Source organism: Bradyrhizobium sp. CCBAU 51745, from assembly GCF_028128715.1.
Classification (GTDB): Bacteria; Pseudomonadota; Alphaproteobacteria; order Rhizobiales; family Xanthobacteraceae; genus Bradyrhizobium; species Bradyrhizobium manausense.
Window position 1 is genome coordinate 82,510 of the sequence record NZ_LBJP01000088.1, and the last position, 24,647, is coordinate 107,156.

Below are 24,647 nucleotides of genomic sequence, written 5' to 3' on the forward strand. Positions count from 1 at the left end.
AGTGGATGCCGGTTCGCGTGAAGAAAACGCGTCAAAACAAGAATCCATCGCATGGCTAACGCGTTCGTCGCAGCGTTCGAGATCCTGAGCTTTGGTGCGATCATCGTCCTGATCGTGCTGGGGCTCGGGATCATCGCCAGCATGATGGGCATCTTCAACTTCGCGCAGGGCGAGTTCGTCCTGCTCGGGGCCTACATCACCTATCTCGCCTATTCCAGGGGCCTGCCGATCTGGGCCGGCATGGTCGCCGCACCCTTCCTGGTCGGTGCGCTCGGCTTCGTGCTGGAGGCGCTGATCATCCGCCGCTTCTATGCCGCGCCGATCGTGGCCATGCTCGGCACCTACGCGCTCGGCCTGATCATCCGCGAGGCCGTGCGCGGGCTGATCGGCGGCTTCTATCTTACCGTGCCCGAGCCGATCGGCGGCTCGATCGACATCGGCACCATGCACATCTCGGCCTGGCGCTTCACCATCATCGTCATCACGCTCCTGGTGATGGCCGGTTGCTATCTGCTGCTGTCGCGCACAAGCTTTGGCCTGCGCATGCGCGCCACGCTGGAGAACCCGTCGCTGGCCCGGGCGTCGGGCATTTCGACGCCGCTGATGTACGGCGCCACATTCGCCTTCGGGTCGGCGCTGGCCGGCCTTGCCGGTGCGCTGATCGTGCCGGTGTTCAGCCTCTATGCCGATCTCGGCATCCGCTTCCTGATCCAGGGCTTTGTCGCCGTCATGGTCGGCGGTGTCGGCTCCTTCATTGGTCCGGTCGCCGGTGCCGGCGTCATCGGAACGCTCAGCGCCGCGCTGCCATGGATCATGGCGCCCGTGGTCGCCGATGTCCTCGTTTTCGTGCTCGCAATTGCCTTCATCAAATTCCGGCCGCAGGGCCTCATCGCTGGAAAAGGGGTTTAGTCATATGTTCGATCGTCAACTCTCACGCCGCCGCTTCCTGTCCAATTTCGCTTTTGCCTCCGGCGCAGTCGCAACCGGGGTCGGCAGCTGGGTGATCCCGGCGCCCTGGGCCAACGCGGCCGAAGCCCCGATCAAGGTCGGCATCGCCACCGACCTCACCGGACCGATCGCCTATGCCGGCAATGCCGACGCCAATGTCGCCAAGATGGTGATCAAGGACATCAACACTGCAGGCGGTCTGCTCGGTCGTCCGCTCGAGCTCTATATCGAGGACACCGCGTCGAATGAATCGGTCGCCGTCGGCAACGTCCGAAAACTGATCCAGCGCGACAAGGTCGACATGGTGCTGGGCGGCATCACCTCGTCGATGCGCAACGCGATCAAGGACCCGATCGTGGCGCGCGGCAAGACGCTCTATATCTATCCGCAGCTCTACGAGGGCAAGGAGTGTACGCCCTATCTGTTCTGCACCGGCCCGACGCCGGCGCAGCAATGCGACGAGTTCATTCCCTGGCTGATCAAGAATGGCGGCAAGAAGTTCGCGCTGCCGAGCGCCAATTATGTCTGGCCGCACACGCTCAACGTCTACGCCCGCAAGGTGATCGAGCAGAACGGCGGCGAGGTCGTGTTCGAGGAATACTATCCGCTCGACCAGATCGACTTCTCCTCGACCGTCAACCGGATCATCTCCAACAAGGTCGACGTCGTCTTCAACACCGTCATCCCGCCTGGCGTCGGTCCGTTCTTCAAGCAGCTCTATGAAGCCGGCTTCCTCAAGAACGGCGGGCGTCTCGCCTGCGTCTACTATGACGAGAACACGCTCAACATCAATCAGGCGAGCGAGATCGAGGGCCTTGCGAGCTGCCTCGACTATTTCAAGGTGCTGACCAAGGAGAACCCGTTCGACGCCAAGATCCAGGCGGCTTACGAGAAGGATTTTCCAGGCAACTTCCTGTTCGCCGCCGGCAGCGCGGCGACCGGCACCTATCGCGGCCTCAAGCTGTGGGAGGCCGCCGTCAAGGAAGCCGGCAAGATCGACCGTGACTCGGTTGCGGCCGCGCTCGATCACGCCAAGATCGCCGAAGGTCCGGGCGGACCGGCCGAGATGGTGCCGGGCAAGCGGCACTGCAAGATGAAGATGTACACCGCGGTCGCGAAGGGCGGGAATTACGAGATCGTCGGTCGCAGCGACGGCCTCGTCGATCCCAAGGAATGCTGATCTTTCTGCACCTCTCCCACAGGGAGAGGTCGGATCGCATCGGCGATGCGAAGCATCGTCCGGTGCGATCCGGGTGAGGGGATCCGGTCCCACTGGATGCTGCGGCCCCTCACCCGGATTGCTCCGCAATCGGACCTCTCCCCGACGGGGAGAGGTGCAGCGTCAGCCACAAGGTGCTTTAGTTCGAAATGCTGAAATCTATGAGCGCTGTGAAACAGGCGATCCCCGCCGAGATCGGCGGGGAGACGGACGCTGCCATGACTGAACGCATAGCGACGGCCCGGGCTGTCGCTGGTCGAAAGGTCCTGCCGATCGTCGAGGGCGTGGTGCTGATCGCCGCGCTCGTCGCGCCGCTGGTGCTGCAGGATTATCTCACGGTGTTCGCGACGCGGGTGGTCATCCTGGCGCTGTTCGCGCTGTCGTTCGATCTGGTCTGGGGCTATGCCGGCATCATGAGCTTCGGCCAGGCCTTGTTCTTCGGTTCGGCCGGCTATGGCGTCGCGCTGCTGGCGCGCGATCTCGACGTCACCAACATCTTCCTGGTGCTGCCGGCGGGCACGCTCATCGGCCTCACCTTCTCGCTGCTGCTCGGCGGCTTCCTGCTGCTGGGACGGCATCCCTCCAGCGTGATCTTCGTCTCGCTCGGCACGCTGACCGGCTCCTACGCCGCGGATCGTCTCGCCCGCGGCTGGTATTATCTCGGCGGCCAGAACGGCATTCCCTCGATCGCGCCGATGACGCTTGGCGGCTATGAATTCTCGGAAGGCCCGGCGTTCTATTATCTCGTGCTCGGCATTCTCGTCGTGGTCTATCTGCTGTGCCGCTTCCTGGTGCGCTCGCAATTTGGTCTCGCACTCGCGGGCCTGCGCGAGAACGAGCAGCGCATCGCCTTTTTCGGCTACAAGGCGCAGCACCTGAAAGCGATCATCTTCGCGATCGGCGGCGCCGTCGCAGGCCTTGCCGGCAGCCTCTATGCCTTCCACGAAGGTTTTGTGTGGCCCAACATGGTCGGCGTCGTGGTCTCGACCCAGGTCGTGCTCTACGTGCTGTTCGGTGGCTCCGGCACGCTGATCGGCGCCGTCATCGGCACCGTCATCGTCGAGGGCGTCAGCTTCTGGCTGTCGGATAATTACCGCGACATCTGGCCGATCATTCTGGGCGTGTTGCTGCTGCTCGTCATCCTGTTCCGTCCGCTCGGCCTGATCAGTTTTGTGCTCGGCGAGCGCGAGCGGGTCGGCAGCTTCGGCGCAACAATCAAGGGGAAGCGAAATGCCGCTCCTTGAAGCCGCCGGCATCTCGAAAATCTTCGGCAAGCTCACCGCGCTCGACGGCGCCGCGCTCAGCGTCGGCGAGAACGAGTTTCATGGCCTGATCGGGCCGAACGGCTCCGGCAAGAGCACGCTGATGAAGTGCATCGCCGGCGCCGAAGTGCCGACGCAGGGCAAGGTGAGCTTCATCAACACCGACATCACCGCCTTCACGCCGACCGAGCGCGCTCGCGCCGGCATGAGCCTGAAATTCCAGATTACGTCGGTGCTGCCGTCGCTGACGCTGTATGACAACATCCTGCTCGCCCTGCAGGCGCAATCCTCGCTGCTCGATCTCGTGTTCTCGCGCACGCGCGGTGCGCTCCATGATCAGGTCATGACCATGCTGACGCAATTCCGTCTCGCCGACCGCGCCTTCGATGCGGCGGCCGCGCTGTCGCACGGCCAGCAGCAATGGCTGGAGATCGCGATGGCGCTCGCGGGCAAACCCAGATTGCTGCTGCTCGATGAGCCCACCGGCGGCATGAGCCTGGAGGAGCGCCGTGTCACCGGCGAGTTGCTGCAGCCGATCAAGCAGCATTGCTCGCTCGTCATCGTCGAGCACGACCTCGATTTCATCCGCGACATCTGCGATCGCCTCACCGTGCTCGACCAGGGCAAGGTGCTGGCGTCAGGTACCGTGCCCGAGATCCAGGCCAACCCATCCGTCCAGGAGATTTATCTGCGCCGTGCCTGAATTTTTGCACATCAAGCATCTCGACGCCGGCTATGGCCGCAGCCAGGTCCTGTTCGACGTCAACCTCGGCATCCCCTGGCGCGGCGGTGTTGCCGTGCTCGGGCGCAACGGCGCGGGCAAGACCACGCTGATGAAGACTATCGTCGGCGAGCTGCCGGCGTGGAAGGGCGAGCTCGGCTTCGACGGCCGCGACATCAGCCGCAGGCGGCCCGAGCAGCGCGTCCGCGCCGGTATCGGCTATGTGCCGCAAGAGCATTCGGTGTTCGCGCGCCTGTCGGTGCGTGACAATCTCGCGGTCGGCTCGCTTTTCAGCAAGGATGCCACCGCGGTCGACCGCGTGCTGGCGATCTTCCCGAAGCTCGGCCAGCGTCTCGACCAGCCCGCCGGCACGCTCTCCGGCGGCGAGCGCAAGATGCTCGCCATCGGCCGCGCCATGCTGGGTGATCCCAAGCTGTTGCTGCTGGACGAACCCACTGAAGGCGTCTGGATCGGTGTGATCGAGGAGATCACCGAACGCCTGATCGAACTCGCGAAGAATATCGCCGTCATCATCGTCGAGCAGCACCTCGATCTGGCACTGCGCGTCGCCGACTACGCCTACGTCCTCGACCGCGGCCGCGTCGCGCTGCAAGGCGCGGCCGGCGAGGTGCGGGGCAATCCGGAGCTGATGCGGTATCTGGCGCCGTAGGTGGAGTCGAATTACGTGGCTCTCACCCCGATCTCAACTGTCATGCCCCGCGAAGGCGGGGCATCCAGTACGCCGCGGCTTCTCGATTGATAACGACTGCTTCTGGAATACTGGATGCCCCGCCTTCGCGGGGAATGACAGCGTCAGTCTTGGACAGTTCGGCGGGAACGTGCGAAGCCTGCGCCTACTTCACCGCGCTAAAGCGGCTGTCGAACGAGTTCGACGACACCACCGGCGCTGCGCCAGCGAGCTGGCCGCTGCTGCTCGTCGTATCGCCCGCACCATTGCCCACGGACGGTCTCAGCGCGGGCCGGGTCGCCGCGACCTTGGTCTCGGCAGGCTTGGTCGGCTCGGCAGGCTTGGCGGCAACGGCCGGAGCGTCCTTCGACTTGTCGTGGCCGGGTATCAGCTTGGTCACCGCGGCCTTCAGCTTGGAGGTCGTGCTTGGCGCCGCGGGGGCCGGGGTCACCGATGCGGTGGCTTGCGGCGGCGGCGTGGTCGCCGTGGTGTCGGCGGTGCTGAAGCCCATCTTGCGGCCGAGATTGGAGAAGAAGCCGCCGGACTTCTCGGGCGCGGCGGCGGAGGCGACGCGGGTGTTGGTTGCGGGCGCGCTGACGGCGACGACCGGCTCTTCCTGCGGGGCAGAGGCGACCGGCTCGAGATTCGGCTTCGGCGGGTTGACGGTGCCGGGGATGGTGCCCGGCGCCTTCGCCATCGCCAGCATCTGCAGCGTGTTGCCTTCGGCGCCTTCGGACAGGCCGGTCGAGCCTTCCGGAATCTTGGCAGCGAAGATCTTGTTCATGCCGCCGTCGATGCCGGTGTTCATGCGCGCCACCGGCGTGCCCTTGGCGACGAGCTTGTTGTACTCGGCCTCGTCGCGCTCCTGCTTCTCGCGCACGGCGCTGGCGATCTCTTCGGGGATCACATAGGCCGGGCACTTGGCGGAGGCGTCGAACACGGGTTCGCGCTTGGCGTCGGGTGCCTTGGCCGCGTCGAACACGTATTTCTTCTCGCAGAAGTCGACCTTCGGCTCCTGCCGCGTCACCTCGAAATGATCATAGCCTTCCTTGATCATCTTCCAGAAGGCCATGTTCGGATTGTTGCGGTGCTTGGCCATGTTCACCGGCGTCATCCGGAACGGATAGGCCTGGAACTGGAACGCCTTCTGGCCGCCGAAGAAGGATTCGCGCCCGAGCGAATAGATCTCCGCGATCTGCTCGTCCGTCATGGCGTAGCAGCCGCGCGAAGAACAATCGCCGTGCACCATCAGCTGCGAGCCGGTGCGACCCAGCGCCTTGTCGAAGGCGTTGGGGAAGCCGGTGTTGAAAGAGAGGTAATAGGCCGACTGCGGATTCATCTGGCTCGGATTGATCGAGTAGAATCCTTCCGGCGCCTGACGATCGCCTTCGCGCACCTTCGGTCCCAAATCGCCCGACCAGCGGCAGATCGGATAGGTCTTGAGCAGTGCGAACCGGCCTGATCGGGTCTGCTTCCAGATCTCGAGCTCGGCCTCCTGCTTGAACAGGCGGATCAGGATCGGCGAATTCAGATCCATGTCCTTCTCGGCCATCGCGGCGACGAGCTTGGGCGGGACCGGCTGATTGGCCTTGGCGTTGGTCGCCAGCGACATCTGATCGGTATCGCAGCCGGCGAGCACAATGCTGGCGGCAAGCGCAACCGAAGCCAAGAGCGCGCGAGCAAGCGAACGAGAATTCAAGATGGACCCCACAACGTGCCGGGCGGAAGCGCGAACCCCTGATCTTGGAGCAAGGCCTGACCGGACAACCGGACGTTTTTCAGACCCAGCCCCAGCGCTTATGCCCTGAAGCCATTGATTAAAATTCTAACCTCCGCCCCTTCAGGTCGCAACCCGATCGGAAATCACGAGCCCGTTGGCGCGGCGGCGTGGTCAACAGAGACTTAAACTGGGCCGGAACTTGGACTTGGCAGCGAACCGGTACTGAGATCGCCGATTTGGGCAAAAAAAGGGTTAATGCGGGGTTACCCGGGGGCTCGGGGAGGTGCCGTAGGGTGGGCAAAGGCGCAAAGCGCCGTGCCCACGACTTGGTTCTTACGGCCTGGAATGGTGGGCACGCTTCGCTTTGCCCACCCTACGGCACCGGAATCGAGGCGAATCAGCCCAGTTTCCGGCCGATATCGAGGAATTTCTGCCGGCGCTGCTTGCGGATGGCCTCGCCGTCCATGCCGCGGAGCTCGTCGAAGGCCTTGGCGATGGCGTCCCCGGTGGTGGCGATCATGGCGGCGGGATCGCGATGGGCGCCGCCGACCGGCTCCTTCAGGATGGCGTCGATCACCCCGAAGCGCAGCATGTCCTGGGCGGTGATCTTCATGTTGTTGGCGGCTTCCTGCGCCTTGGAGCCGTCGCGCCAGAGGATCGAGGAGGCGGCTTCCGGCGAGATCACGCTGTAGATCGCGTGCTCCAGCATCAAGACCTTGTTGGCGGTGGTGATGGCGATGGCGCCGCCCGACATGCCCTCGCCGGTGATGATGGCAACGTTCGGCACGGTCAGCGCCAGGCAGGCATCGGTCGAGCGCGCGATCGCCTCGGCCTGTCCCCGCTCCTCGGCGCCGATGCCGGGATAGGCGCCGGCGGAATCGGCCAGCGACAGCACCGGCAGGCCGAACCGCTCGGCCATCTCCATCAGCCGCACGCATTTGCGATAACCTTCCGGCCGCGCCATGCCAAAGTTGTGCTTGATGCGGCTCTCGGTGGAATCGCCCTTTTCCTGGCCCATCACGCAGATTGCTTCGCCGCGGAAGCGGCCGAACCCTGCGACCAGCGCCTCGTCCTCGCCGAACTTGCGGTCGCCGGCGAGCGGGGTAAATTCGGTGATCAGGCCCTTGATGAAATCGTTGAAATGCGGCCGCTGCGGATGCCGCGCCACCAGCGTCTTCTGCCACGGCGTCAGGTTTTGATAGAGGTCGGCCAGCGCCTGCGCGGCCTTGTCCTCGATCCGGCCGATCTCCTCGGCAATGTCGGTGCCGGAGGCGGCCAGCGTCCTGAGCTCGTCGACCTTGGAGTCGAGCTCGGCGACGGGCTTTTCGAAGTCGAGATAGCTGCGCATCTGGTCTGGCATCGTTTCAATATAGGGGGACGGGACGACGAGGCGAAGCGAGGTTGGCTTCAGATAAAGAAGTGTAGCTTCTTCAAGGGCTTGACCTGTGCGCATCATGGAAGCGCGCCAAATCAGTGACAAGGCCACGGCTCTTTCTGCGGAGATGTGGCCGAAGTCAAGGCGGTTTCGCCCGCCGCGGAGCGGCGGCGGCTACTTCTCCGCCAGCGGGTGCAGGTCGCGCACCAGGCTCTTCAGCCGCTCCTCGACCACATGGGTATAGATCTGCGTCGTCGAAATGTCGGTGTGGCCGAGCAGGGTCTGCACGATGCGCAAGTCCGCGCCGTTATGCAGCAGGTGGCTGGCAAAGGCGTGCCGCAGCACGTGCGGAGAGACCAGCCGCGCCTGCAGTCCCGAGGCGACCGCGAGCTCCTTGAGGTCGCGGGCAAAATGCTGCCGCGTCAGATGCCCGCTCTCGCCGAAGGAGGGAAACAGCCATTTCGAGGCGGCGAGGCTGCCCTTCTTCTCCCCTTTCGCAGCTTCCGTTGCGGCGAGGTAATCCGCCATCGCCTGCCGCGAAGCCTCGTTCAGTGGTACCAGCCGTTCCTTGTTGCCCTTGCCGCGCACCACGATCATGCGGGCGTCGCGCTTGGCGGCCGAGCGCGGCAGCGACACCAATTCGGAGACGCGCAGGCCCGTGGCGTAGAGCACCTCGAGCAGGCAATAGAGCCGCAAGGCCCGCAGCCGCTGCGAGGGCGAGGCGTCCGCCGCCTCGCTCATCTCCTTGGCGCGGCGGAGCATGCGGTCGACGTCCGAGATCGACAGCACCTTGGGCAGGCCGCGGCCACGCTTGGGGCCGGACAGGATCGCGGCGGGATCTTCAGTCCGGATGCGCTCGTTCAGCAGAAAGCGGAACAGATGCCGCATCGCCGACAGCCGCCGCGCCACGCTGGAGGATTTGAAGCCGCGCGCATCGAGGTCGCCAAGATAGTCGCGCAGCGTTTGCGTCTCGGCGTCGACAAAGCTGTGGCCGACACGGGTCAGAAACTCGGAGAAATCGGTGAGGTCGCGTCTGTAAGCATCGAGTGTGTTGGGCCCGGCGCCCTGTTCCGCCGCGAGCATGTCGAGGAACAGGCCGGTGAGCTTGGCATCGGAGGGCATGACGGCAGAGGGCTTGACGTCTGGGGGCTTGGCGGAGGATTTGCGCATGCCCTTCAGGCTAGCTCCTATTTCTTGAGAAACTTATCCGGCGGGATCGTCACCGTCATTTCCCGCGGCTTCGGATTGACGAAGTTGGCCAGCGCGAACACCGCGCCATAGACGATGCCGGCGATCACGGCGACGACCGTCAGGAAGCGGAACAGGCTGGGCATCGGGCAAGGTCTCGACGAGGGTCTTGATACGGGTCTTGAACAGGCAAATTAACCAATGAAATCATCCAACATGTTCGCCGTTTCGTGGCAAGAGTCCTCTGGCGAGGGCCCCGAGGGGGTCGTATAGGTGGCCCGGATGCCGCCTTTAGCGGCAGTGTGAGATCCAATCGAGCGAGATAATGTCCGACGCCGTATTGCCAGCACAAGCGAGCCCGGAGGCCGACATCCTGTCGGCGCTGGGGCTGCGTTCGATCGTGCTGGTCGGCATGATGGGCGTCGGCAAGTCCACCATCGGCCGCCGCATGGCTCTCAGGCTCAAGCTGCCCTTTGTCGACGCCGACACCGAGATCGAGGCGGCGGCCGGCATGACCATACCGGAGATTTTCGAGCGCCACGGTGAGCCGTATTTCCGCGACGGCGAGGCCCGTGTGATCGCGCGCTTGCTCGAGGGCGGGCCGGTGGTGCTGGCAACCGGCGGCGGCGCCTTCATGCGCGAGGAGACGCGCAGCCGCATCGCGGCGAAAGCGATCTCGATCTGGCTCAGGGCAGACCACGACGTCATCATGCGGCGGGTGCGCCGCCGCGCCGATCGTCCCTTGCTGCAGACCGCCGATCCCGAGGGAACCGTGACGCGGCTGCTCACCGAGCGCGAGCCGGTTTATGGCAAGGCCAACATCACCATTGCCTCGCGCGACGTGCCGCATGACAAGATCGTTGAGGAATGCATCGAGACGCTGCACGCCTATCTCTGTGGTCCACCACCAGCCCAATCTCCTGCCGATGTCGCGAGTGCCGTTCGATGACCGCACCCCTGAAACATTCCGACCCTGTTCATGTCGACGTCGCGCTCGGGGATCGCGCCTATGACATCGTCATCGGCCGCGGCGTGCTGGCCTCGCTCGGCGAGCGCGTTGCCGCGTTGCGCCCGGGTGTGCGCACCGCCATCGTCACCGACCGCACCGTCGCAAAATACTGGCTCGAGCCGGCGGAAGCCTCGCTCGCAGCTAGCGGCATTCCGACCGCGCGCGTCGTCGTCGAGGAAGGCGAGATTTCGAAAACCTATGCGGGCCTGGAAAAGGTCAGCGAGGCCCTGATTGCCGCCAAGATCGAGCGCAACGATCTCGTCATCGCGCTCGGCGGCGGCGTGGTCGGCGATCTCGCCGGCTTTGCCGCTGCGATCCTGCGCCGCGGCGTCGATTTCGTGCAGGTGCCGACCTCGCTGCTGGCGCAGGTCGATTCCTCCGTCGGTGGCAAGACCGGGATCAACTCGCCGCAGGGCAAGAATCTGCTCGGCGCCTTCCACCAGCCGGTGCTTGTCATTGCCGACACCGCGGTGCTCGACACGCTGTCGCCGCGGCAATTTCGCGCCGGCTATGCCGAGGTCGCCAAATACGGCGTGCTCGGCGACGAGGCCTTCTTCACTTGGCTGGAGAAGAACCATTCCGACATCTTCAAGGGCGGCTCGGCTCGCGAGCATGCGATCGCGACCTCCTGCCGCGCCAAGGCGGGCGTGGTCTCGCGCGACGAGCGCGAGACCGGCGAGCGCGCGCTGCTCAATCTCGGCCACACTTTTGGCCACGCGCTGGAAGCCGCGACCGGTTTTTCGGATCGCCTGTTCCACGGCGAAGGCGTTGCCATCGGCATGACGCTGGCGGCGCAGTTCTCCGCAAAGCTCGGCATGATCGCGGAGGCGGACGCGATGCGCGTCGAGCGCCACCTGATCGCGGCAGGCCTCCCGACCCGCTTGCAGGACATTGCCGGCTTTGCGCAGGAAGGTCTTGCGGATGCCGACGCGCTGATGGCGCTGATGGCCCAGGACAAGAAGGTCAAGCGCGGCAAGCTCACCTTCATTCTGCTGGAGGCCGTCGGGCGCGCCGTCATCGCCAAGGATGTCGAGCCGGCGCCGGTGCGCGACTTCCTGAAGGACAAGCTCGCGCAAAAGGCTTGATGCGCGGCTGAACGATCAAAGCGTTTTCGAGCGAAGCGGATACCGGTTCGCGTCAAGAAAACGCGTCAAAACAAGAGCTTTGAGAGTCTCATGGATTGGCTCGGCTTCACCATCGTCATCATCTGCCTGCTGGTCTCGGGCTTCTTTGCCGCGAGCGAGACCGCGCTCACCGGTGCCTCGCGCGCCAGCATGCTCAGACTCTCCAAGCAAGGTAATCGCGACGCCGACGTGGTCTCGCAGCTGCTCGACATGCGCGAGCGCCTGATCGGCGCACTGCTGCTCGGCAACAACATCGCCAATATCACCGCCTCGGCGCTTGCGACTTCCATCTTCACCGCTTGGTTCGGCGATGTCGGCGTGCTCTATGCCACCGGCGTGATGACGGCGCTGGTCGTGATCTTCGCGGAGGTGCTGCCCAAGACCATCGCCATCAACGCGCCGGATCGCATGGCGCTCGCGGTGGCGCGCCCGATGCGGCTGACCATGTATGTGCTGGGGCCGCTGCTGCGGGTGGTGGAGGTCATCGTCCGCGTCTTGATGCGTCTGTTCGGCCTCGCCGGCGAGCACCAGGCGATCCTGTCGCCGACCGAGCGCCTGCGCGGCGCGGTCGATCTGTTGCATCACGAGGGCAAGGTCGAGAAGCAGGACCGCGACATGCTCGGCGGCCTGCTGGACTTACGCGAGCTCCAGGTCTCCGACGTCATGATCCATCGCACCGAGATGATGATGATCAACGCCGACATGCCGCCGGACGATCTGGTGCGCGAGGTGCTGGCGACCGAATACACCCGCATCCCGCTCTGGCGCGAGAAGCCGGAAAACATCATCGGTGTGCTCCACGCCAAGGATCTGTTGCGCGCGATCCGCGCCTCCGACGGCGATACCTCGCGCATCGACGTCTCCACCATTGCGCTGCCGCCCTGGTTCGTGCCGGAGATGCGGCCGCTCGCCGAGCAGCTCAAGGCGTTCCGCCGGCGAAAAACCCATTTCGCGCTCGTGGTCGACGAGTATGGCGAAGTTGAAGGTCTGGTGACGCTGGAAGACATTCTGGAAGAGATCGTCGGCGACATCTCCGACGAGCATGACGTCGTGGTCGCGGGCGTGCGCGCCCAGCCTGACGGCTCCGTCGTGGTCGACGGCTCGGTACCGATCCGTGACCTCAACCGCGCCATGGACTGGCGCCTGCCTGATGAAGAGGCAACCACGGTCGCTGGCCTCGTCATTCACGAAGCGCGCTCGATCCCCGACCGCGGCCAGAGCTTTACCTTCCACGGTTTCCGTTTCCGCGTCCTGCGCCGCGAACGCAACCGCATCACCGCGCTCCGTATTTCACCGGTCCCGCGCGAGGCCGAGATGGAAGAGGTGAAGCCGAGACGGGCGGGGACGTCGTTCTAGCCTTCAGTCATTCCGGGGCGATGCGAAGCATCGAACCCGGAATCTCGAGATTCCGGGTTCGGCTCTTCGAGCCGCCCCGGAATGACTGAGCTAATTTTCCCCCGGCGCCTGCGCGTGGATCGCCAGCGCATGCACGCGGCCGGAAAGTTCCGCGGCCAGCGCCGCATTTATCATGCGGTGACGGTCGACCCGGCTCTTCCCTTTGAAGGCCTCAGACACGATATAGACACGGAAGTGCGTCTCGCCGCTCGGCCGATGGCCGGAATGGCCCTCATGCAAATGTGACTCGTCGACGACTTGCAGGCTTTCCGGCGTGAAAGCTTCCTGCAACTTGTTGCTGATAGTATCTTTCATAACCATGAGTGCCATTAAATCCTGCGATCGCGCTCCGTCAATTGCATAGGCCGCCTCCGGCGGCCGTACTTCAACGGATGCCGAAGTGAAACTTCGGCTACGGGTTTCGTTCTAATTGCAATGTCAAGACTTGAAGGTTTTTGCATTGCGTAGTCAAAGTCAGCCATGCCGATCGATTCATCAAAGTTCTTCGACTCCATCCGTGTGAAGCCGCGGGGCAAGCAGGCCGAAGTGAAGCCGCGCGACACTGCGGTCGGTTGCGAATGGGCCGGGTGCCAGAACAAGGGCGCGCACCGCGCGCCGAAGGGCCGCGAGAACCAGCGTGAGTACTGGCACTTCTGCCTGGACCACGTGCGCGAGTACAACCAGAACTACAATTTCTTCTCCGGCATGAACGCCGACGCCGTCGCGCGCTATCAGAAGGACGCGCTGACCGGCCATCGCCCGACCTGGAAGATGGGCGCCAATGGCGGCAAGAAGGGTGCGGAAGCCGAGATCGACATGGCGTCCGATCCGTTCAGCATGTTCAGTGAGATCAACGGCCGCGCCAGCTGGCGCAAGGGCCCGGAGGCCGAGCCCAAGGCCGAAACGCGCAAGGTCATGAACGCCGAGCGCAAGGCGCTCCAGGTCATGGGCCTCGGCCCGAATTCCACCCTCGCCGACGTCAAGAGCAAGTACAAGGCGCTGGTCAAGCAGCACCACCCCGACGCCAACGGCGGCGACCGCTCCACCGAGGATCGCCTGATCGAGATCATCAAGGCGTATAATTATCTGAAGACGGTGGTGCGGGAGGCGTAAGGGCTTCCCGGTGTCGTCCCGGCTTTCGCCGCGGCGACAGTATCGTAGGGTGGGCAAAGCGTAGCGTGCCCACGCATTTTTTTGTGATCGAGAGAGATGGTGGGCACGGCGCAAACGCGCCTTTGCCCACCCTACGATTGCTTGCTCGCGGCGACATCCGCGATACCTCACCCCTCCGGCATCGCCCCCACATAGGACGAGCTCGGCCGGATCAACCGCCCGGTCCGCTGCTGCTCGCGTGCATGCGCGGTCCAGCCGGCGCTACGCGCCACCGCGAAGATCGGGGTGAACGCCTGCCTTGGGATCGCCAGCGCATCGAGCAGGATCGCGGTGAAGAATTCGACATTGGTCTCCAGCGGCCGGTCCGGATTCTTCTTGCGCAAGGCTGCGCGGATATAGGCTTCGACCTCGCCGGCAAACGGCAGGTCGGTGCCGTTGGAGGCCAGCGCCTCGACCGCGGTCTTGAGCACATCCGCACGCGGATCGCGCACGCGATAGACGCGATGGCCAAAGCCCATCATGCGCTCGCCGCGTGCCAGCGCCGCATCGACCCAGGGCTGGATCCGCTCGCGCGTGCCGATCGCATCCAGCATTTCCAGCACCGGCTCCGGCGCGCCGCCATGCAGCGGACCGGTCAGCGCGCAATAGCCGGCGGTGACGGCGGCGAACAGATCGGCCTGTGTCGAGGCGACGACGCGCGCGGTGAAGGTCGAGGCGTTCATGCCGTGGTCGCTGGCGGTGACGAGATAGGCATCGAGGGCGGTGATCTCGCGCGCTGCGGGCGCGCGCCCGTGCAGCATACGCAGCGTATCGGCGGCGTGGCTCACGGTCGGATCAGGCGCGACCGGGTCGAGCCCTTTCGCGCGGCGGACCAGCGCGCCGGCGATCACCGGAAACGCGCCGACGATGGTCGCTTCATGCTCCAGCCCGTGCTCGGCGCGGAGGCCCGCAACCGCTGCACGAAATCCGTCGATGATGCCCATGCCGCGCGCTGCCGGCAGCAGCTCGTTCAGCCGCGCGAAGGCCCGCTCGCGTGCCGCGCCGAGGCTCGCCCGCACATTGGCTTCGGTGAGGGTGGTCTTGCTGGCGCCGTTCCAGAGCCGGGCGGTGACGCCCTCGAAGCTGGAGATCGCGGCGAGGCGGCCGACATGCTCGCCCGCGATGATCAGCTCGCCGCGTTCACCGTCGACATGGCTCAGCACGGTTTCGGCCGCGGGAACGCCGTCCAGCCCGATCTGGCTTTTGGTGAGGTGGATGTTCATGGCCCAAATCTCCCTTTTTGCACTGCACCTGGAGAAGATCAGGCCTCTCGACAGATTGATCAATCTTGATTACATGAATCAATATGAAAAATTCCGACGGCCTTTACCTCTCTGCCCGGGAAGCTGCTGCCGAGCTCGCGATCTCGCCGGCGACCCTTTACGCCTATGTCAGCCGCGGCCTGATCCGCTCCGAGCCGACGCCGGACTCGCGCAAGAACCGCTATCGCGCCGAGGACGTCCGCGCCTTGAAGGAGCGCCGGGTGCCGTCGCCGGAGCCGCGCGGCCTGCGCAGCTTCGATGCCGACTTGCCTGTGATGGACACGGAGATCTCGACCATCACCGAGGAGGGCGCGATCTATCGCGGCGTGAACTGCATCGATCTCGCCGAGAACGACACGCTGGAGCACACGGCGACGCTGCTCTGGGACGTCTCCGACGTCGATCCGTTCGCGCCTGACAACCAGCCGAAGATCTCCGAGGAGATGCGCACGATCGCGCAAGCCGCGCGGCGCGCAGCGCCGATCGATCGCGCCATCGCGGTGCTTGCATTGGCGGCCAGCGCCGATTCCCGCGCCTTCACCCGCGCGCCCGATGGCCGTGCGCTGGTCGGCGCGCGCATCGTCCGGCTCCTTGTTGCCACCATGCTGAATGCCGAGCCGTCATCCGAGCCGCTGCATCAGCAGATCGCGCGCGCCTGGGCCCCCGATAACAAGCACGCGCCTGATCTGATCCGACGCGCACTGGTGCTGCTCGCCGACCACGAATTGAATGCGTCGACCTTCACCGCGCGCTGCGCGGCCTCGACCGGGCTCAATCTCTATGATGCCGTGATCGCCGGCCTCGCTGCGCTGAAAGGCCCAAAGCATGGTGGCGCCGGCGTGCTCGCCTCGCAACTGGTCAAGGCGCTGGTCGATCGTGACGTCGAGCCGATGGTGCGCGAGCGCGTCGCGCTGGGCGAGCGCATTCCGGGCTTTGGCCACGGCGTCTACAAGCGCGGCGATCCCCGTGCACAATCGCTGCTGAACGCGCTGGCGCGCACTGGGGCGCCGCGCAAATTCACCAAAGAAGTGCCGGAGCGGATCGCGGAAGCGACCGGCGAGTTCGTCAACATCGACTACGTTCTCGCCGTGCTCGTCCACGCGCTGCGGCTGCCTGCCGGCAGCGAGCTCGCCTTGTTTGCCATGGCCCGCAGCGTCGGCTGGATCGCCCATGCCAGTGAGCAATTGCAGTTCGGGAAGTTGATCCGGCCAAGGGCGAGATATGTGGGGCCGGCGCCGGGGCGGAGGGCGGCAGCTGCGAGTTAAATATCTGGGCGCTCTACCCTCCGCTGTCGTCCCGGCGAAGGCCGGGACCCATACCGCGTGATCTATCGGTTGCGGACGCTAGCAGTACCGGACGACGAGTCTTCGCCAAACCGCTCTGTGGTCATGGGTCCCGGCCCCCGCGCGCAATTGCGCGCTAGGCCAGGACGACTCGGGGAGGGCCTACACCCGCGGCTTGGCCTCCGCGACGGTGCCGCCATTGCGCCGGCGATAGATCCACACCGTCACGCCGACCACGATCGCCACGGCAACCACCGTCAAAATCCACATGTGCTTGAACGGATGCCCCTCGTGCGGCACGCCGAAATATTGGTGGAAGGCCGATACCGCCAGCACGCCTGGCAGCACATGGGCGGGCGCCCAGACCAGGATCGCCGGGATGTTGACCGCGTAAAACCGCGCCGGCTCCATCCCCAGGGCACCCGCCGTGACGGGCACGAAGGCGCGGATCGGCGGCACGAAGCGGGCGAAGAACACGGCCCAGGTGCCGAAGCGGTGGAAGAAGGTCTCGCTCTCCTCGACCACGCGCGGGTAGTTGGTCAGCGGCCAGGTGTTGAGGATCTTGCGCTGCTGCCGGTGTCCGATCCAATAGGCCGAGCCGTCGCCGAGCACGGCGCCAAGCGCGGCTGCCAGCAGTACCCATTGCAGTTTGAGTTCGCCGCCCGGAACCAGCGCGCTCAGCGCCAGAATGATGGTCGAGCCGGGAATGACCGAGCCCACCACCGGGACGGCTTCGAGCAGCGCCGCCAGGAACAGGGTCAGGTAGGCCAGCCACGCATGGACTGAGACGAAGGAGATGAGGGGGTCAAGGAAGGACGTCACGAGGTCTCTGTAGCGGACTGGAGCAATCGGGTTCAGACCCTTACATAAGTAAGCGGCGGCGATGGAAGTGCCATTCGCGTTGCCATTCCCTTGGGCAGGCGCCTGTTTGGCGCGAAATTTGGGCGAGATTTGCAGGGCAGCCTTCCAAAAATCGCGTTCCTTGCCTATCTAAATGAAAAGACAACGGAACTTTGATTGCGGGGCGGGCTTCTGCCGGCACGTTGTCTCTGATAGGTTCGAAAGCGCACCCAGCCGCAGCCAACGTGCAAATAACTGGTCTCGGGATCGCCCGGGGCCTCGGAGGATTGATGACGACCGCCGCCCTGTCCAAAGTTGAGGAAGTTTCCGGTTTGCCTGACATGAAGGTGTCGGTGCGCCAGGTGTTCGGGATCGACAGCGATCTCGAAGTGCCGGCCTATTCCGAAGTCGATCCTCACGTCCCTGAAGTCGATTCCGACTACCGTTTCGACCGCGCCACCACGCTTGCCATTCTCGCCGGCTTCGCCCGCAACCGCCGCGTGATGGTCACCGGTTATCACGGCACCGGTAAATCCACCCATATCGAGCAGGTCGCTGCCCGGCTGAACTGGCCCTGCGTGCGCGTCAACCTCGACAGCCACATCAGCCGTATCGACCTCGTCGGCAAGGACTCGATCGTGGTCCGCGACGGCAAGCAGGTCACTGAGTTTCGTGACGGCATCCTGCCCTGGGCGCTGCAGAACAACGTCGCGCTGGTGTTCGACGAATACGACGCCGGCCGCCCCGACGTGATGTTCGTGATCCAGCGCGTGCTGGAAGTCTCCGGCCGCCTGACGCTCCTGGACCAGAACAAGGTGATCAAGCCGCATCCGGCGTTCCGCCTGTTCGCGACCGCCAACACGGTCGGTCTCGGCGACACCTCGGGCCTCTATCACGGCACCCAGCAGATCAACCAGGGCCAGATGGACCGCTGGTCGATCGTCACCACGCTCAACTATCTCAGCCACGACGAGGAAGTCGAGATCGTGCTGGCCAAGGCCAAGCATTATCGCACCCAGGAAGGCCGCGACATCGTCAACAAGATGGTGCGCCTTGCCGATCTCACCCGCAACGCCTTCGCCAATGGCGACCTGTCGACGGTGATGAGCCCGCGCACGGTGATCACCTGGGCGGAAAACTCCGACATCTTCGGCGATATCGGGTTCGCCTTCCGCGTCACCTTCCTCAACAAGTGCGACGAGCTCGAGCGTCCCCTGGTCGCCGAGTTCTACCAGCGCTGCTTCAACGCAGAGCTGCCGGAATCGGCGGTGAACGTGGCGCTCAGCTGATACTTCTTGCGGTATGTCGTCCCGGCGAAGGCCGGGACCCATATCGCGTGATGTCTCGATTGAAGCGACGTTGATAGTTTCCCTGACCCAACGAACGCCGGTGGTTATGGGTCCCGGCTCCGGTGCGCAATTGCGCACCAGGCCGGGACGACGGTGAGATCGAGATGAGCACGCCTTCCAACTCCAAATTCCGCAACAGCAAGGAAGCCCCGACCGAGCCGTTCAAGCGCTCGGTGGCGTCCTGCCTGAAGGCGATCGCGAAATCGCCCGAGCTCGACGTCTCCTTCGCGGCCGAACGCCCGGGCCTCGCGCCGGGCAAAGCCCGCTTGCCCGAGCCGGCGCGCAAGATGACAAAACGCGACGCCGCGATCGTGCGCGGCCACGCGGACTCGATCGCGCTGAAGATCGCCTGTCACGATCCGAAAGTTCATCGCAAGTTGATGCCCGGCAATCCGCAGGCGCGCGGCGTGTTCGAGGCGGTCGAGCAGGCGAGAGTCGAGGCGATCGGTGCGCGCCGCATGGCGGGCGTTGCCAGGAATCTCACCGCGATGCTCGACGACCACTTCCACCGCGGCAAGTTCGACGAGATCACCGACCGCGCCGATGCGCCACTGGCCGATGCGCTGGCGATGCTGGTGCGCGAGCGCCTCACGGGTCTGGCGCCGCCCACGGCCGCCAGGAAGATGGTCGATCTCTGGCGTCCCATTCTCGAAGACAAGATCGGCAAGCGGCTCGACCGGCTCGATGGCGTGGTCGAGGACCAGACCAAGTTCGGCGATGCCGTGCATGACCTCCTCACCGCGCTCGACCTCGGCGACGAGCGCAGCGCCGACAGCGAGGACGACGAGGACAACGACGAGAACCAGGACGGCGACAACGATCAGTCCGGCGCGGAAGGCTCGCCCGATTCCGACGCCGCGCAGGAGATGAGCGCCGACCAGGCGCAGGCTTCATCAGAGGAGATGAGCGAGAGCGCGATGGAAAGCGCGCAGGCCTCGACCTCCGATACCTTCGACGACGGCGAGCTCGGCGACGACGAGACGCCGGGCGAGGCGACGCGTCCGAACCAGCACGGCAAGAACGAGCCGCGCGGGCCGGAATATCACGCCTTCGCGCCGAAATTCGACGAGGTCATCGCCGCCGAGGATCTCTGCGACCATGACGAGCTGGAGCGCCTGCGCGCCTATCTCGACAAGCAGCTTGCGCATCTGCAGGGCATCGTTGCCCGCCTCGCCAACCGCCTGCAGCGCCGGTTGATGGCGCAGCAGAACCGCGCCTGGGAGTTCGATCTCGAAGAGGGCATTCTGGACCCCGCCCGCCTGTCGCGCGTCGTCACCGATCCCTATCACCCGCTGTCCTTCATGCACGAGAAGGAGGCGACGTTCCGCGACACCGTCGTCACGCTGCTGCTCGACAATTCCGGCTCGATGCGCGGACGCCCGATCACGGTCGCCGCCACCTGCGCCGACATTCTGGCGCGCACGCTGGAGCGTTGCGGCGTCAAGGTCGAGATCCTCGGCTTCACCACGCGCGCCTGGAAGGGCGGGCAATCGCGCGAGGCGTGGCTGGCCGCCGGCAAGCCGGCCAATCCCGGCCGCCTCAACGATCTGCGCCACATCATCTACAAATCCGCCGACGCCCCCTGGCGCCGTGCGCGGAAGAATCTCGGCCTGATGATGCGCGAGGGGCTGCTGAAGGAGAACATCGACGGCGAGGCGCTGGACTGGGCGCACAAGCGCCTGCTCGGCCGCCCCGAGCAGCGCAAGATCCTGATGATGATCTCGGACGGCGCGCCGGTCGACGATTCCACGCTGTCGGTCAATCCCGGCAATTATCTCGAGCGGCATCTGCGCCACATCATCGAGGAGATCGAGACCCGCTCGCCGGTCGAGCTGATCGCGATCGGCATCGGCCATGACGTGACGCGCTACTATCGCCGCGCGGTGACGATCGTGGATGCCGAGGAACTCGGCGGCGCCATCACCGAGAAGCTCGCCGAACTCTTCAGCGAGACCAACGCCGCGCCCACGCAACCAGCCGGTCGCCCGCGACGCAAACTGCATTCGTGAGCACAGATCAATCCCGCCGCAGCTTTCTTGGTCACGCGGCGGCGGGATTTTCCACCCTCGCTTTGCCCAGGCTCGCACAAGCGCAGGTCAAGCCGGCGCAGCTCGAGCATGCCGTCAACGAGCCCGTCAGCATCGAGGTCAATGCGCGGCCAATCCCGTTCTTCGAGCCGCGCGATCGTTCGCGCGTGCGCTTCGGCTCATTGCAATATCGCAGCGGGCTGGTGCTGACCTCGCCGCATCGCGGCTTCGGCGGCCTCTCGGGCTTCCGCTTCCTCGATGCCAAGGGCGAGCGCTTCCTCGCGCTGTCGGATCAAGGCACCTGGTTCACCGGCGCCATCCGCTATGACGGCGGCAAGATGGCCGGCCTCGCCGATGTCGAGGCCGCGCCGGTGCTGAACGCGGAGGGCCGCCCGATCACGGAGAAGCGGCTCTGGTACGACACCGAGTCGCTCGCGCGCGACGGCTCGCTGGTCTATGTCGGGCTCGAGCGCGTCAACCAGATCATGCGCTTCGACTTCGCACACGGGGGCACGCGCGCCCGCGGCGAGGTGATCCCGACGCCATCAGCGATCCGCAAGCTGCCGGTCAACAAGGGGCTCGAAGCGCTGGTGTTCGTGCCGAAAGGCAAGAGCACGCCGCTCGCCGGCACGCTTGTAGCGTTCTCCGAGCGCGGGCTCGATGCCGACGGCAATCTGGTCGCCTTCCTGATCGGTGGCCCGTCGCCCGGCCAGTTCGCCGTGCGCCGCACCGACAAGTTCGACATCAGCGACGCCGTGCTGCTGCCATCAGGCGAGCTGCTCATCCTCGAGCGCAAATTCTCCTGGTTCACCGGCATCGACATCCGCATCCGTTCGATTCCCCTGAAATCGATCGCACCGGGGGCGCTGGTCGACGGCTTCGAGCTGTTTCGCGCCGATCTCGGCCACGAGGTCGACAACATGGAGGGCATCGACGCCCACGTCACTGATAACGGCGAGACCGTGCTGACCATGGTGTCGGACGACAATTTCTCCCTGCTCCAGCGCACCCTGCTGCTGCAATTCACGCTGGTGGAGTAGGTTGAACGTGGGCTGCCCCTGCGCCGACACACCATCATGCCCGACCGCCGCGCCGTCCTCGCTTTGCTCCTCGCCTTCGCCGCCTCGCCGGGCATGTCGCCCGCTTTGGCGACGGCCGAGCACAAATACGGCAAGGGTGAATACGCCATCATCCAGGGTGGCAAGGCGCCGAACGGAAAGCTCTCTGTTGCCGCGCATGGCGAGGGCGATGCCGGCTCGGAGAATTTCCGCCTCTCATTGATGGCGGAGCCCGCGCATCGCAAGCTGATGACCCTTCCCAATGTCAAGGAAGACAACATCCTGGACTCGGCGCCGGATGCCTTCCACGCCGCCTGGTCGGCGGATTCGCGCATCGTCGCGGTGTCGTTCCGCAGCGAGCGCCACGTCGTCACGCTGAACATCTATGACATCAACGGCACCAGGGCGAAGCTGCTCGATAGCCCTGATCTATTCCGTGACGTCACCGGCCGCAGCGTCGACAGTGCCAACGATGTCCAGGTGCGCTCCTCCGTCCCTGATTTCACCTGGGCGGCGCCGCGCCGTTTCCACCTCACCGAATACCGGGTCCTGGTTGCTGATGACGCCAAGCTGCTCGACAAGCTCGGCCCTCTCGCCAGGACGCTGAAGTATGACGGTGACGGGACGATGATCGAGTTCTCCGCGGAGGCGGATGGGGAGCTTCTGCCCGACGGCAAGATCCGCATGGGCAAGCCGACGCCGGGGAAGTTCGTGGATTCGCCGTAGGGCGCGCGCTTCCCGCAATGCATGGCCCCGCCATCCGCCATGCCGCCCGCGCATCTCGCAATTCGCCGCCCAGCCACTAAACTTCATGCAATCGCTTCCATCCCTCGCTGTCCCGGATCCCCCTCGCATGAGCGCCCTGTTTTCCCCGATCAAGTTGCGCGGCCTGACCCTAGAGAACCGCGTCGTGGTGTCGCCGATGTGCCAGTATTCGGCCGAGGACGGCGTTCCCACCGATTGGCACTTCACCCACATCAACAACCTGGCGCTGTCGGGGGCTGCGATGTTCTGCATCGAGGCGACCCATGTCGAGGCGATCGGCCGCATCACGCCGGGCTGTCTCGGCCTCTACAGCGACGCCTCCGAGGCCGCGCTGAAGCAGATCCTCAGCTCGGTGCGCAAGTATTCGCACACCGCCATCGCGATGCAGCTCGCCCATGCCGGCCGCAAAGCCTCCAGTGCGCGCCCCTGGGACGGCGGCCAGCTCATTCCGCTCGAGCAAGGCGGCTGGCAGACGGTGGCGCCGTCGGCGATCCCGCACAAGGAGGGCGAGGCCGCGCCGCTCGCGCTAGATAGCGCCGGCCTGAAGCGCATCCGCGAGGCCTTCGTCGACGCAGCGAAGCGCGCGACGCGCATCGGCATCGACGCGATCGAGCTGCACGGCGCGCACGGCTATCTCATGCACGAGTTCCTGTCACCGCTCTCGAACAGGCGCACCGACGAATATGGCGGCTCCTTGCAGAACCGCATGCGCTTCCCGCTGGAAATCTTTGAGGCCGTGCGCGCCGTGTTCCCGGAAAACAAGCCCGTGGGCATGCGGGTGTCGTCGACCGATTGGGTCGAGGGCGGCTGGGACTTGGGCCAGACCATCGAATTTGCGCGGGCGTTGAAGGCGCGCGGCGTCGACTGGATCGATGCCTCCTCCGGCGGCATCTCGCCGCTGCAGAAGATCGCGCTCGGCCCCGGCTATCAGGTACAGTTCGCCGACGCCATCAAGCGCGAGACCGGCGTGCCGACCATTGCGGTCGGCCTGATCACCGAAGCGAAGCACGCCGAGGAGATCGTCGCGAGTGGCAAGGCCGACATGGTCGCGCTCGGTCGTGCCATGCTCTACGAGCCGCGCTGGGGATGGCACGCCGCCGCCGAACTCGGCGGCGAAGTCGAGGCCCCGCCGCAATATTGGCGCTCGCAGCCCTCCACCCAGAAGGCGCTGTTCGGCAGGACGACGTTCGGGGCGAGGTAGCTTGTTCGCCGCCAAATTCGCACCAGGTCGTCATGCCCGGGCTTGTCCCGGGCATCCACGTTCTTGATGCCGCGAGACAAGGCGTGGATGGCCGGGACAAGCCCGGCCATGACGGAGAGAGACTCGCTCGCGCCCCACTTCACGCATCCGTAACCCCCCTTAGCTTTCACCGGCCGGCAAACTGGCCTAACCTCTGCGCCTCATCACGGAGGGTCCGCCATGCGGTTTCGTGTTCGCAAGACTGCCCACGTGTTCGAGCGATTGGGCCTCGCCATGGCTGGCGCGGCGTGCGGGCTGTTCGTGGGCGCCTATGTCGGATCGGCGATATCAGCGCTGACAACGCAGGGCTTCCTGCTGCTGATGATGGTGCTCGGTGCCATCGGCTTCTATCTCGGCATCGACACGCCGCAGCTGCCGTTCGACGACGCCCACAGCCACATCGACGCCGCCGAGCTGCTCAGTTCCGCCGGCACGCTCTGCGCCACGCTCACCGCGCTCGTCTCCGTCGCCGTCATCGTGCTCCGCCTCGAGCCCCACGACGCGCTGACCTGGCTGGCGCTGCTGGGCTGGATCGGCGGCGTCGCCATGCAGATCGTCGCGGGGGCGAAGGCGCGGATGCGGAAGGCGTGAGGGAAGCGGGTCAGGCTTCGCCCAGCATTCCGCCGTCGTCCTGGCGAATTAAAACACCACGCCCACCCGCGTGCCGCGTTTCCACGCGATCCTGCAGCGCTTCTTGGTGTTGACGTGCAGCAGCTCGAACCGATCGGGGATCTTCACCTGCCCGCCGAGATCGACGCAGGCCCCGCCGGGCGAATAGTCGATCAGCGTGCACGGGATCACCGGCGCGCGCGGGTCGGTGATGATCTTGGCCTGGCGCGACACCAGGCCTGATGGCTTCACACGGGCAAACCTTCGCGGAAATTGTGGCACGTGTCCTCCTGCTCCGCCGCTCATGCGGAGGTCTCGACGGTCATGATGCCGGTGATGTGATGCGATCGCGCTAAAGCGAGGGCGAGAATTTTAATGAAAAGTAGCGGCGATTGCAGAATGCGGAGGTAGTG

General features: G+C 65.1%; 24 protein-coding genes. 16 read left to right on the forward strand and 8 right to left on the reverse strand.

The window, feature by feature from the left end; genetic code table 11:
- Positions 1-51: 51 nt before the first annotated feature.
- The 5 genes from XH98_RS29435 to XH98_RS29455 all read left to right on the forward strand — a co-directional run bounded on the left by XH98_RS29435 (position 52) and on the right by XH98_RS29455 (position 4,820).
- Positions 52-909 carry a branched-chain amino acid ABC transporter permease gene (locus XH98_RS29435; protein WP_271603381.1) on the forward strand — a complete coding sequence of 286 codons (858 nt, stop codon included), beginning with the start codon at positions 52-54 and terminating at the stop codon, positions 907-909.
- Between the two features lie 4 nt (positions 910-913).
- On the forward strand, positions 914-2,128 hold the full coding sequence (locus XH98_RS29440) for a substrate-binding protein (RefSeq protein WP_220001267.1): 1,215 nt from the start codon (positions 914-916) through the stop codon (positions 2,126-2,128).
- Between the two features lie 188 nt (positions 2,129-2,316).
- A complete protein-coding gene (locus tag XH98_RS29445) occupies positions 2,317-3,411 on the forward strand; it encodes a branched-chain amino acid ABC transporter permease (RefSeq protein ID WP_271620684.1) in 1,095 nt (364 codons plus the stop codon).
- The gene (locus XH98_RS29450) at positions 3,398-4,132 is read left to right on the forward strand and encodes an ABC transporter ATP-binding protein (RefSeq protein WP_271620685.1); all 735 of its coding nucleotides are present in this window, start codon (positions 3,398-3,400) and stop codon (positions 4,130-4,132) included. Before XH98_RS29445 ends, XH98_RS29450 begins: the two co-directional genes overlap by 14 nt.
- Positions 4,125-4,820: an ABC transporter ATP-binding protein gene (locus XH98_RS29455; protein WP_271620686.1), complete on the forward strand. Its 696-nt coding sequence runs from the start codon at positions 4,125-4,127 to the stop codon at positions 4,818-4,820. Before XH98_RS29450 ends, XH98_RS29455 begins: the two co-directional genes overlap by 8 nt.
- Before the next feature lie 184 nt (positions 4,821-5,004).
- Here XH98_RS29455 and XH98_RS29460 read toward each other — a convergent pair whose 3' ends face one another.
- The 4 genes from XH98_RS29460 to XH98_RS29475 all read right to left on the reverse strand — a co-directional run bounded on the left by XH98_RS29460 (position 5,005) and on the right by XH98_RS29475 (position 9,267).
- A complete protein-coding gene (locus tag XH98_RS29460) occupies positions 5,005-6,537 on the reverse strand; it encodes a L,D-transpeptidase family protein (protein ID WP_271620687.1) in 1,533 nt (510 codons plus the stop codon).
- Between the two features lie 418 nt (positions 6,538-6,955).
- Positions 6,956-7,918, reverse strand: a complete 963-nt coding sequence (locus XH98_RS29465) for an acetyl-CoA carboxylase carboxyltransferase subunit alpha (RefSeq protein ID WP_220001272.1) — start codon at positions 7,916-7,918, stop codon at positions 6,956-6,958.
- Positions 7,919-8,107: 189 nt separating this feature from the next.
- Positions 8,108-9,055, reverse strand: a complete 948-nt coding sequence (gene xerD, locus XH98_RS29470) for a site-specific tyrosine recombinase XerD (protein ID WP_271603944.1) — start codon at positions 9,053-9,055, stop codon at positions 8,108-8,110.
- A 65-nt stretch (positions 9,056-9,120) separates the two neighbouring features.
- Positions 9,121-9,267, reverse strand: a complete 147-nt coding sequence (locus XH98_RS29475) for a hypothetical protein (protein ID WP_057747440.1) — start codon at positions 9,265-9,267, stop codon at positions 9,121-9,123.
- Between the two features lie 179 nt (positions 9,268-9,446).
- Here XH98_RS29475 and XH98_RS29480 point away from each other — a divergent pair, with 179 nt between their 5' ends.
- From XH98_RS29480 to XH98_RS29490, 3 genes are all read left to right on the forward strand, one after another.
- Positions 9,447-10,070: a shikimate kinase gene (locus tag XH98_RS29480; protein ID WP_271620688.1), complete on the forward strand. Its 624-nt coding sequence runs from the start codon at positions 9,447-9,449 to the stop codon at positions 10,068-10,070.
- Positions 10,067-11,215, forward strand: a complete 1,149-nt coding sequence (aroB, locus tag XH98_RS29485; protein WP_271603388.1) for a 3-dehydroquinate synthase — start codon at positions 10,067-10,069, stop codon at positions 11,213-11,215. Before XH98_RS29480 ends, aroB begins: the two co-directional genes overlap by 4 nt.
- Positions 11,216-11,305: 90 nt before the next feature.
- Positions 11,306-12,610 (forward strand): HlyC/CorC family transporter, encoded by a 1,305-nt coding sequence (locus XH98_RS29490; RefSeq protein WP_057747443.1) that lies wholly within the window; start codon positions 11,306-11,308, stop codon positions 12,608-12,610.
- A 90-nt stretch (positions 12,611-12,700) separates the two neighbouring features.
- Here the strand turns inward: XH98_RS29490 and XH98_RS29495 are convergent, their stop codons facing one another.
- Positions 12,701-12,970 (reverse strand): BolA family protein, encoded by a 270-nt coding sequence (locus XH98_RS29495; RefSeq protein ID WP_442868650.1) that lies wholly within the window; start codon positions 12,968-12,970, stop codon positions 12,701-12,703.
- 159 nt (positions 12,971-13,129) lie between these two features.
- Between XH98_RS29495 and XH98_RS29500 the strand changes: the two genes are divergently transcribed.
- On the forward strand, positions 13,130-13,762 hold the full coding sequence (locus XH98_RS29500) for a J domain-containing protein (RefSeq protein ID WP_220001277.1): 633 nt from the start codon (positions 13,130-13,132) through the stop codon (positions 13,760-13,762).
- Positions 13,763-13,929: 167 nt separating this feature from the next.
- Here the strand turns inward: XH98_RS29500 and XH98_RS29505 are convergent, their stop codons facing one another.
- The gene (locus XH98_RS29505) at positions 13,930-15,024 is read right to left on the reverse strand and encodes a citrate synthase/methylcitrate synthase (RefSeq protein WP_271620689.1); all 1,095 of its coding nucleotides are present in this window, start codon (positions 15,022-15,024) and stop codon (positions 13,930-13,932) included.
- Between the two features lie 83 nt (positions 15,025-15,107).
- Here XH98_RS29505 and XH98_RS29510 point away from each other — a divergent pair, with 83 nt between their 5' ends.
- Positions 15,108-16,328, forward strand: coding sequence for a citrate synthase family protein (locus XH98_RS29510; protein ID WP_271603391.1), 1,221 nt, complete (start codon positions 15,108-15,110; stop codon positions 16,326-16,328).
- 180 nt (positions 16,329-16,508) lie between these two features.
- Here the strand turns inward: XH98_RS29510 and XH98_RS29515 are convergent, their stop codons facing one another.
- Entirely contained in the window at positions 16,509-17,168 is a 660-nt protein-coding gene (locus XH98_RS29515) for a DedA family protein (RefSeq protein WP_271603392.1), read from the reverse strand.
- Positions 17,169-17,476: 308 nt separating this feature from the next.
- Between XH98_RS29515 and cobS the strand changes: the two genes are divergently transcribed.
- The 6 genes from cobS to XH98_RS29545 all read left to right on the forward strand — a co-directional run bounded on the left by cobS (position 17,477) and on the right by XH98_RS29545 (position 24,216).
- Positions 17,477-18,475 (forward strand): cobaltochelatase subunit CobS, encoded by a 999-nt coding sequence (cobS, locus tag XH98_RS29520; protein ID WP_025032652.1) that lies wholly within the window; start codon positions 17,477-17,479, stop codon positions 18,473-18,475.
- Positions 18,476-18,639: 164 nt separating this feature from the next.
- Positions 18,640-20,544, forward strand: a complete 1,905-nt coding sequence (gene cobT / locus XH98_RS29525; protein WP_057747448.1) for a cobaltochelatase subunit CobT — start codon at positions 18,640-18,642, stop codon at positions 20,542-20,544.
- On the forward strand, positions 20,541-21,602 hold the full coding sequence (locus tag XH98_RS29530) for an esterase-like activity of phytase family protein (RefSeq protein WP_271620690.1): 1,062 nt from the start codon (positions 20,541-20,543) through the stop codon (positions 21,600-21,602). The genes cobT and XH98_RS29530 overlap by 4 nt, the downstream gene beginning before the upstream one ends.
- A 36-nt stretch (positions 21,603-21,638) precedes the next feature.
- Positions 21,639-22,346 (forward strand): hypothetical protein, encoded by a 708-nt coding sequence (locus XH98_RS29535; protein WP_271620691.1) that lies wholly within the window; start codon positions 21,639-21,641, stop codon positions 22,344-22,346.
- Between the two features lie 127 nt (positions 22,347-22,473).
- On the forward strand, positions 22,474-23,586 hold the full coding sequence (locus tag XH98_RS29540; protein ID WP_271620692.1) for an NADH:flavin oxidoreductase/NADH oxidase: 1,113 nt from the start codon (positions 22,474-22,476) through the stop codon (positions 23,584-23,586).
- A 219-nt stretch (positions 23,587-23,805) separates the two neighbouring features.
- The gene (locus tag XH98_RS29545; protein ID WP_271603396.1) at positions 23,806-24,216 is read left to right on the forward strand and encodes a hypothetical protein; all 411 of its coding nucleotides are present in this window, start codon (positions 23,806-23,808) and stop codon (positions 24,214-24,216) included.
- Positions 24,217-24,264: 48 nt separating this feature from the next.
- Here the strand turns inward: XH98_RS29545 and XH98_RS29550 are convergent, their stop codons facing one another.
- On the reverse strand, positions 24,265-24,516 hold the full coding sequence (locus tag XH98_RS29550) for a PilZ domain-containing protein (RefSeq protein ID WP_083514210.1): 252 nt from the start codon (positions 24,514-24,516) through the stop codon (positions 24,265-24,267).
- Between the last annotated feature and the right edge of the window lie 131 nt (positions 24,517-24,647).

Bases quoted from the DNA above. Each gene is read 5' to 3' on its own strand.
- XH98_RS29545 (WP_271603396.1), top strand. From the start codon at position 23,806: ATGCGGTTTCGTGTTCGCAAGACTGCCCACGTGTTCGAGCGATTGGGC.
- XH98_RS29510 (WP_271603391.1), top strand. From the start codon at position 15,108: ATGAAAAATTCCGACGGCCTTTACCTCTCTGCCCGGGAAGCTGCTGCC.
- XH98_RS29540 (WP_271620692.1), top strand. From the start codon at position 22,474: ATGAGCGCCCTGTTTTCCCCGATCAAGTTGCGCGGCCTGACCCTAGAG.
- cobT (WP_057747448.1), top strand. From the start codon at position 18,640: ATGAGCACGCCTTCCAACTCCAAATTCCGCAACAGCAAGGAAGCCCCG.
- XH98_RS29535 (WP_271620691.1), top strand. From the start codon at position 21,639: ATGCCCGACCGCCGCGCCGTCCTCGCTTTGCTCCTCGCCTTCGCCGCC.
- XH98_RS29450 (WP_271620685.1), top strand. From the start codon at position 3,398: ATGCCGCTCCTTGAAGCCGCCGGCATCTCGAAAATCTTCGGCAAGCTC.
- XH98_RS29440 (WP_220001267.1), top strand. From the start codon at position 914: ATGTTCGATCGTCAACTCTCACGCCGCCGCTTCCTGTCCAATTTCGCT.
- XH98_RS29435 (WP_271603381.1), top strand. From the start codon at position 52: ATGGCTAACGCGTTCGTCGCAGCGTTCGAGATCCTGAGCTTTGGTGCG.
- cobS (WP_025032652.1), top strand. From the start codon at position 17,477: ATGACGACCGCCGCCCTGTCCAAAGTTGAGGAAGTTTCCGGTTTGCCT.
- XH98_RS29505 (WP_271620689.1), bottom strand. From the start codon at position 15,024: ATGAACATCCACCTCACCAAAAGCCAGATCGGGCTGGACGGCGTTCCC.
- aroB (WP_271603388.1), top strand. From the start codon at position 10,067: ATGACCGCACCCCTGAAACATTCCGACCCTGTTCATGTCGACGTCGCG.
- XH98_RS29465 (WP_220001272.1), bottom strand. From the start codon at position 7,918: ATGCCAGACCAGATGCGCAGCTATCTCGACTTCGAAAAGCCCGTCGCC.
- XH98_RS29445 (WP_271620684.1), top strand. From the start codon at position 2,317: ATGCTGAAATCTATGAGCGCTGTGAAACAGGCGATCCCCGCCGAGATC.
- XH98_RS29490 (WP_057747443.1), top strand. From the start codon at position 11,306: ATGGATTGGCTCGGCTTCACCATCGTCATCATCTGCCTGCTGGTCTCG.
- xerD (WP_271603944.1), bottom strand. From the start codon at position 9,055: ATGCCCTCCGATGCCAAGCTCACCGGCCTGTTCCTCGACATGCTCGCG.
- XH98_RS29495 (WP_442868650.1), bottom strand. From the start codon at position 12,970: ATGGTTATGAAAGATACTATCAGCAACAAGTTGCAGGAAGCTTTCACG.
- XH98_RS29500 (WP_220001277.1), top strand. From the start codon at position 13,130: ATGCCGATCGATTCATCAAAGTTCTTCGACTCCATCCGTGTGAAGCCG.
- XH98_RS29475 (WP_057747440.1), bottom strand. From the start codon at position 9,267: ATGCCCAGCCTGTTCCGCTTCCTGACGGTCGTCGCCGTGATCGCCGGC.
- XH98_RS29480 (WP_271620688.1), top strand. From the start codon at position 9,447: ATGTCCGACGCCGTATTGCCAGCACAAGCGAGCCCGGAGGCCGACATC.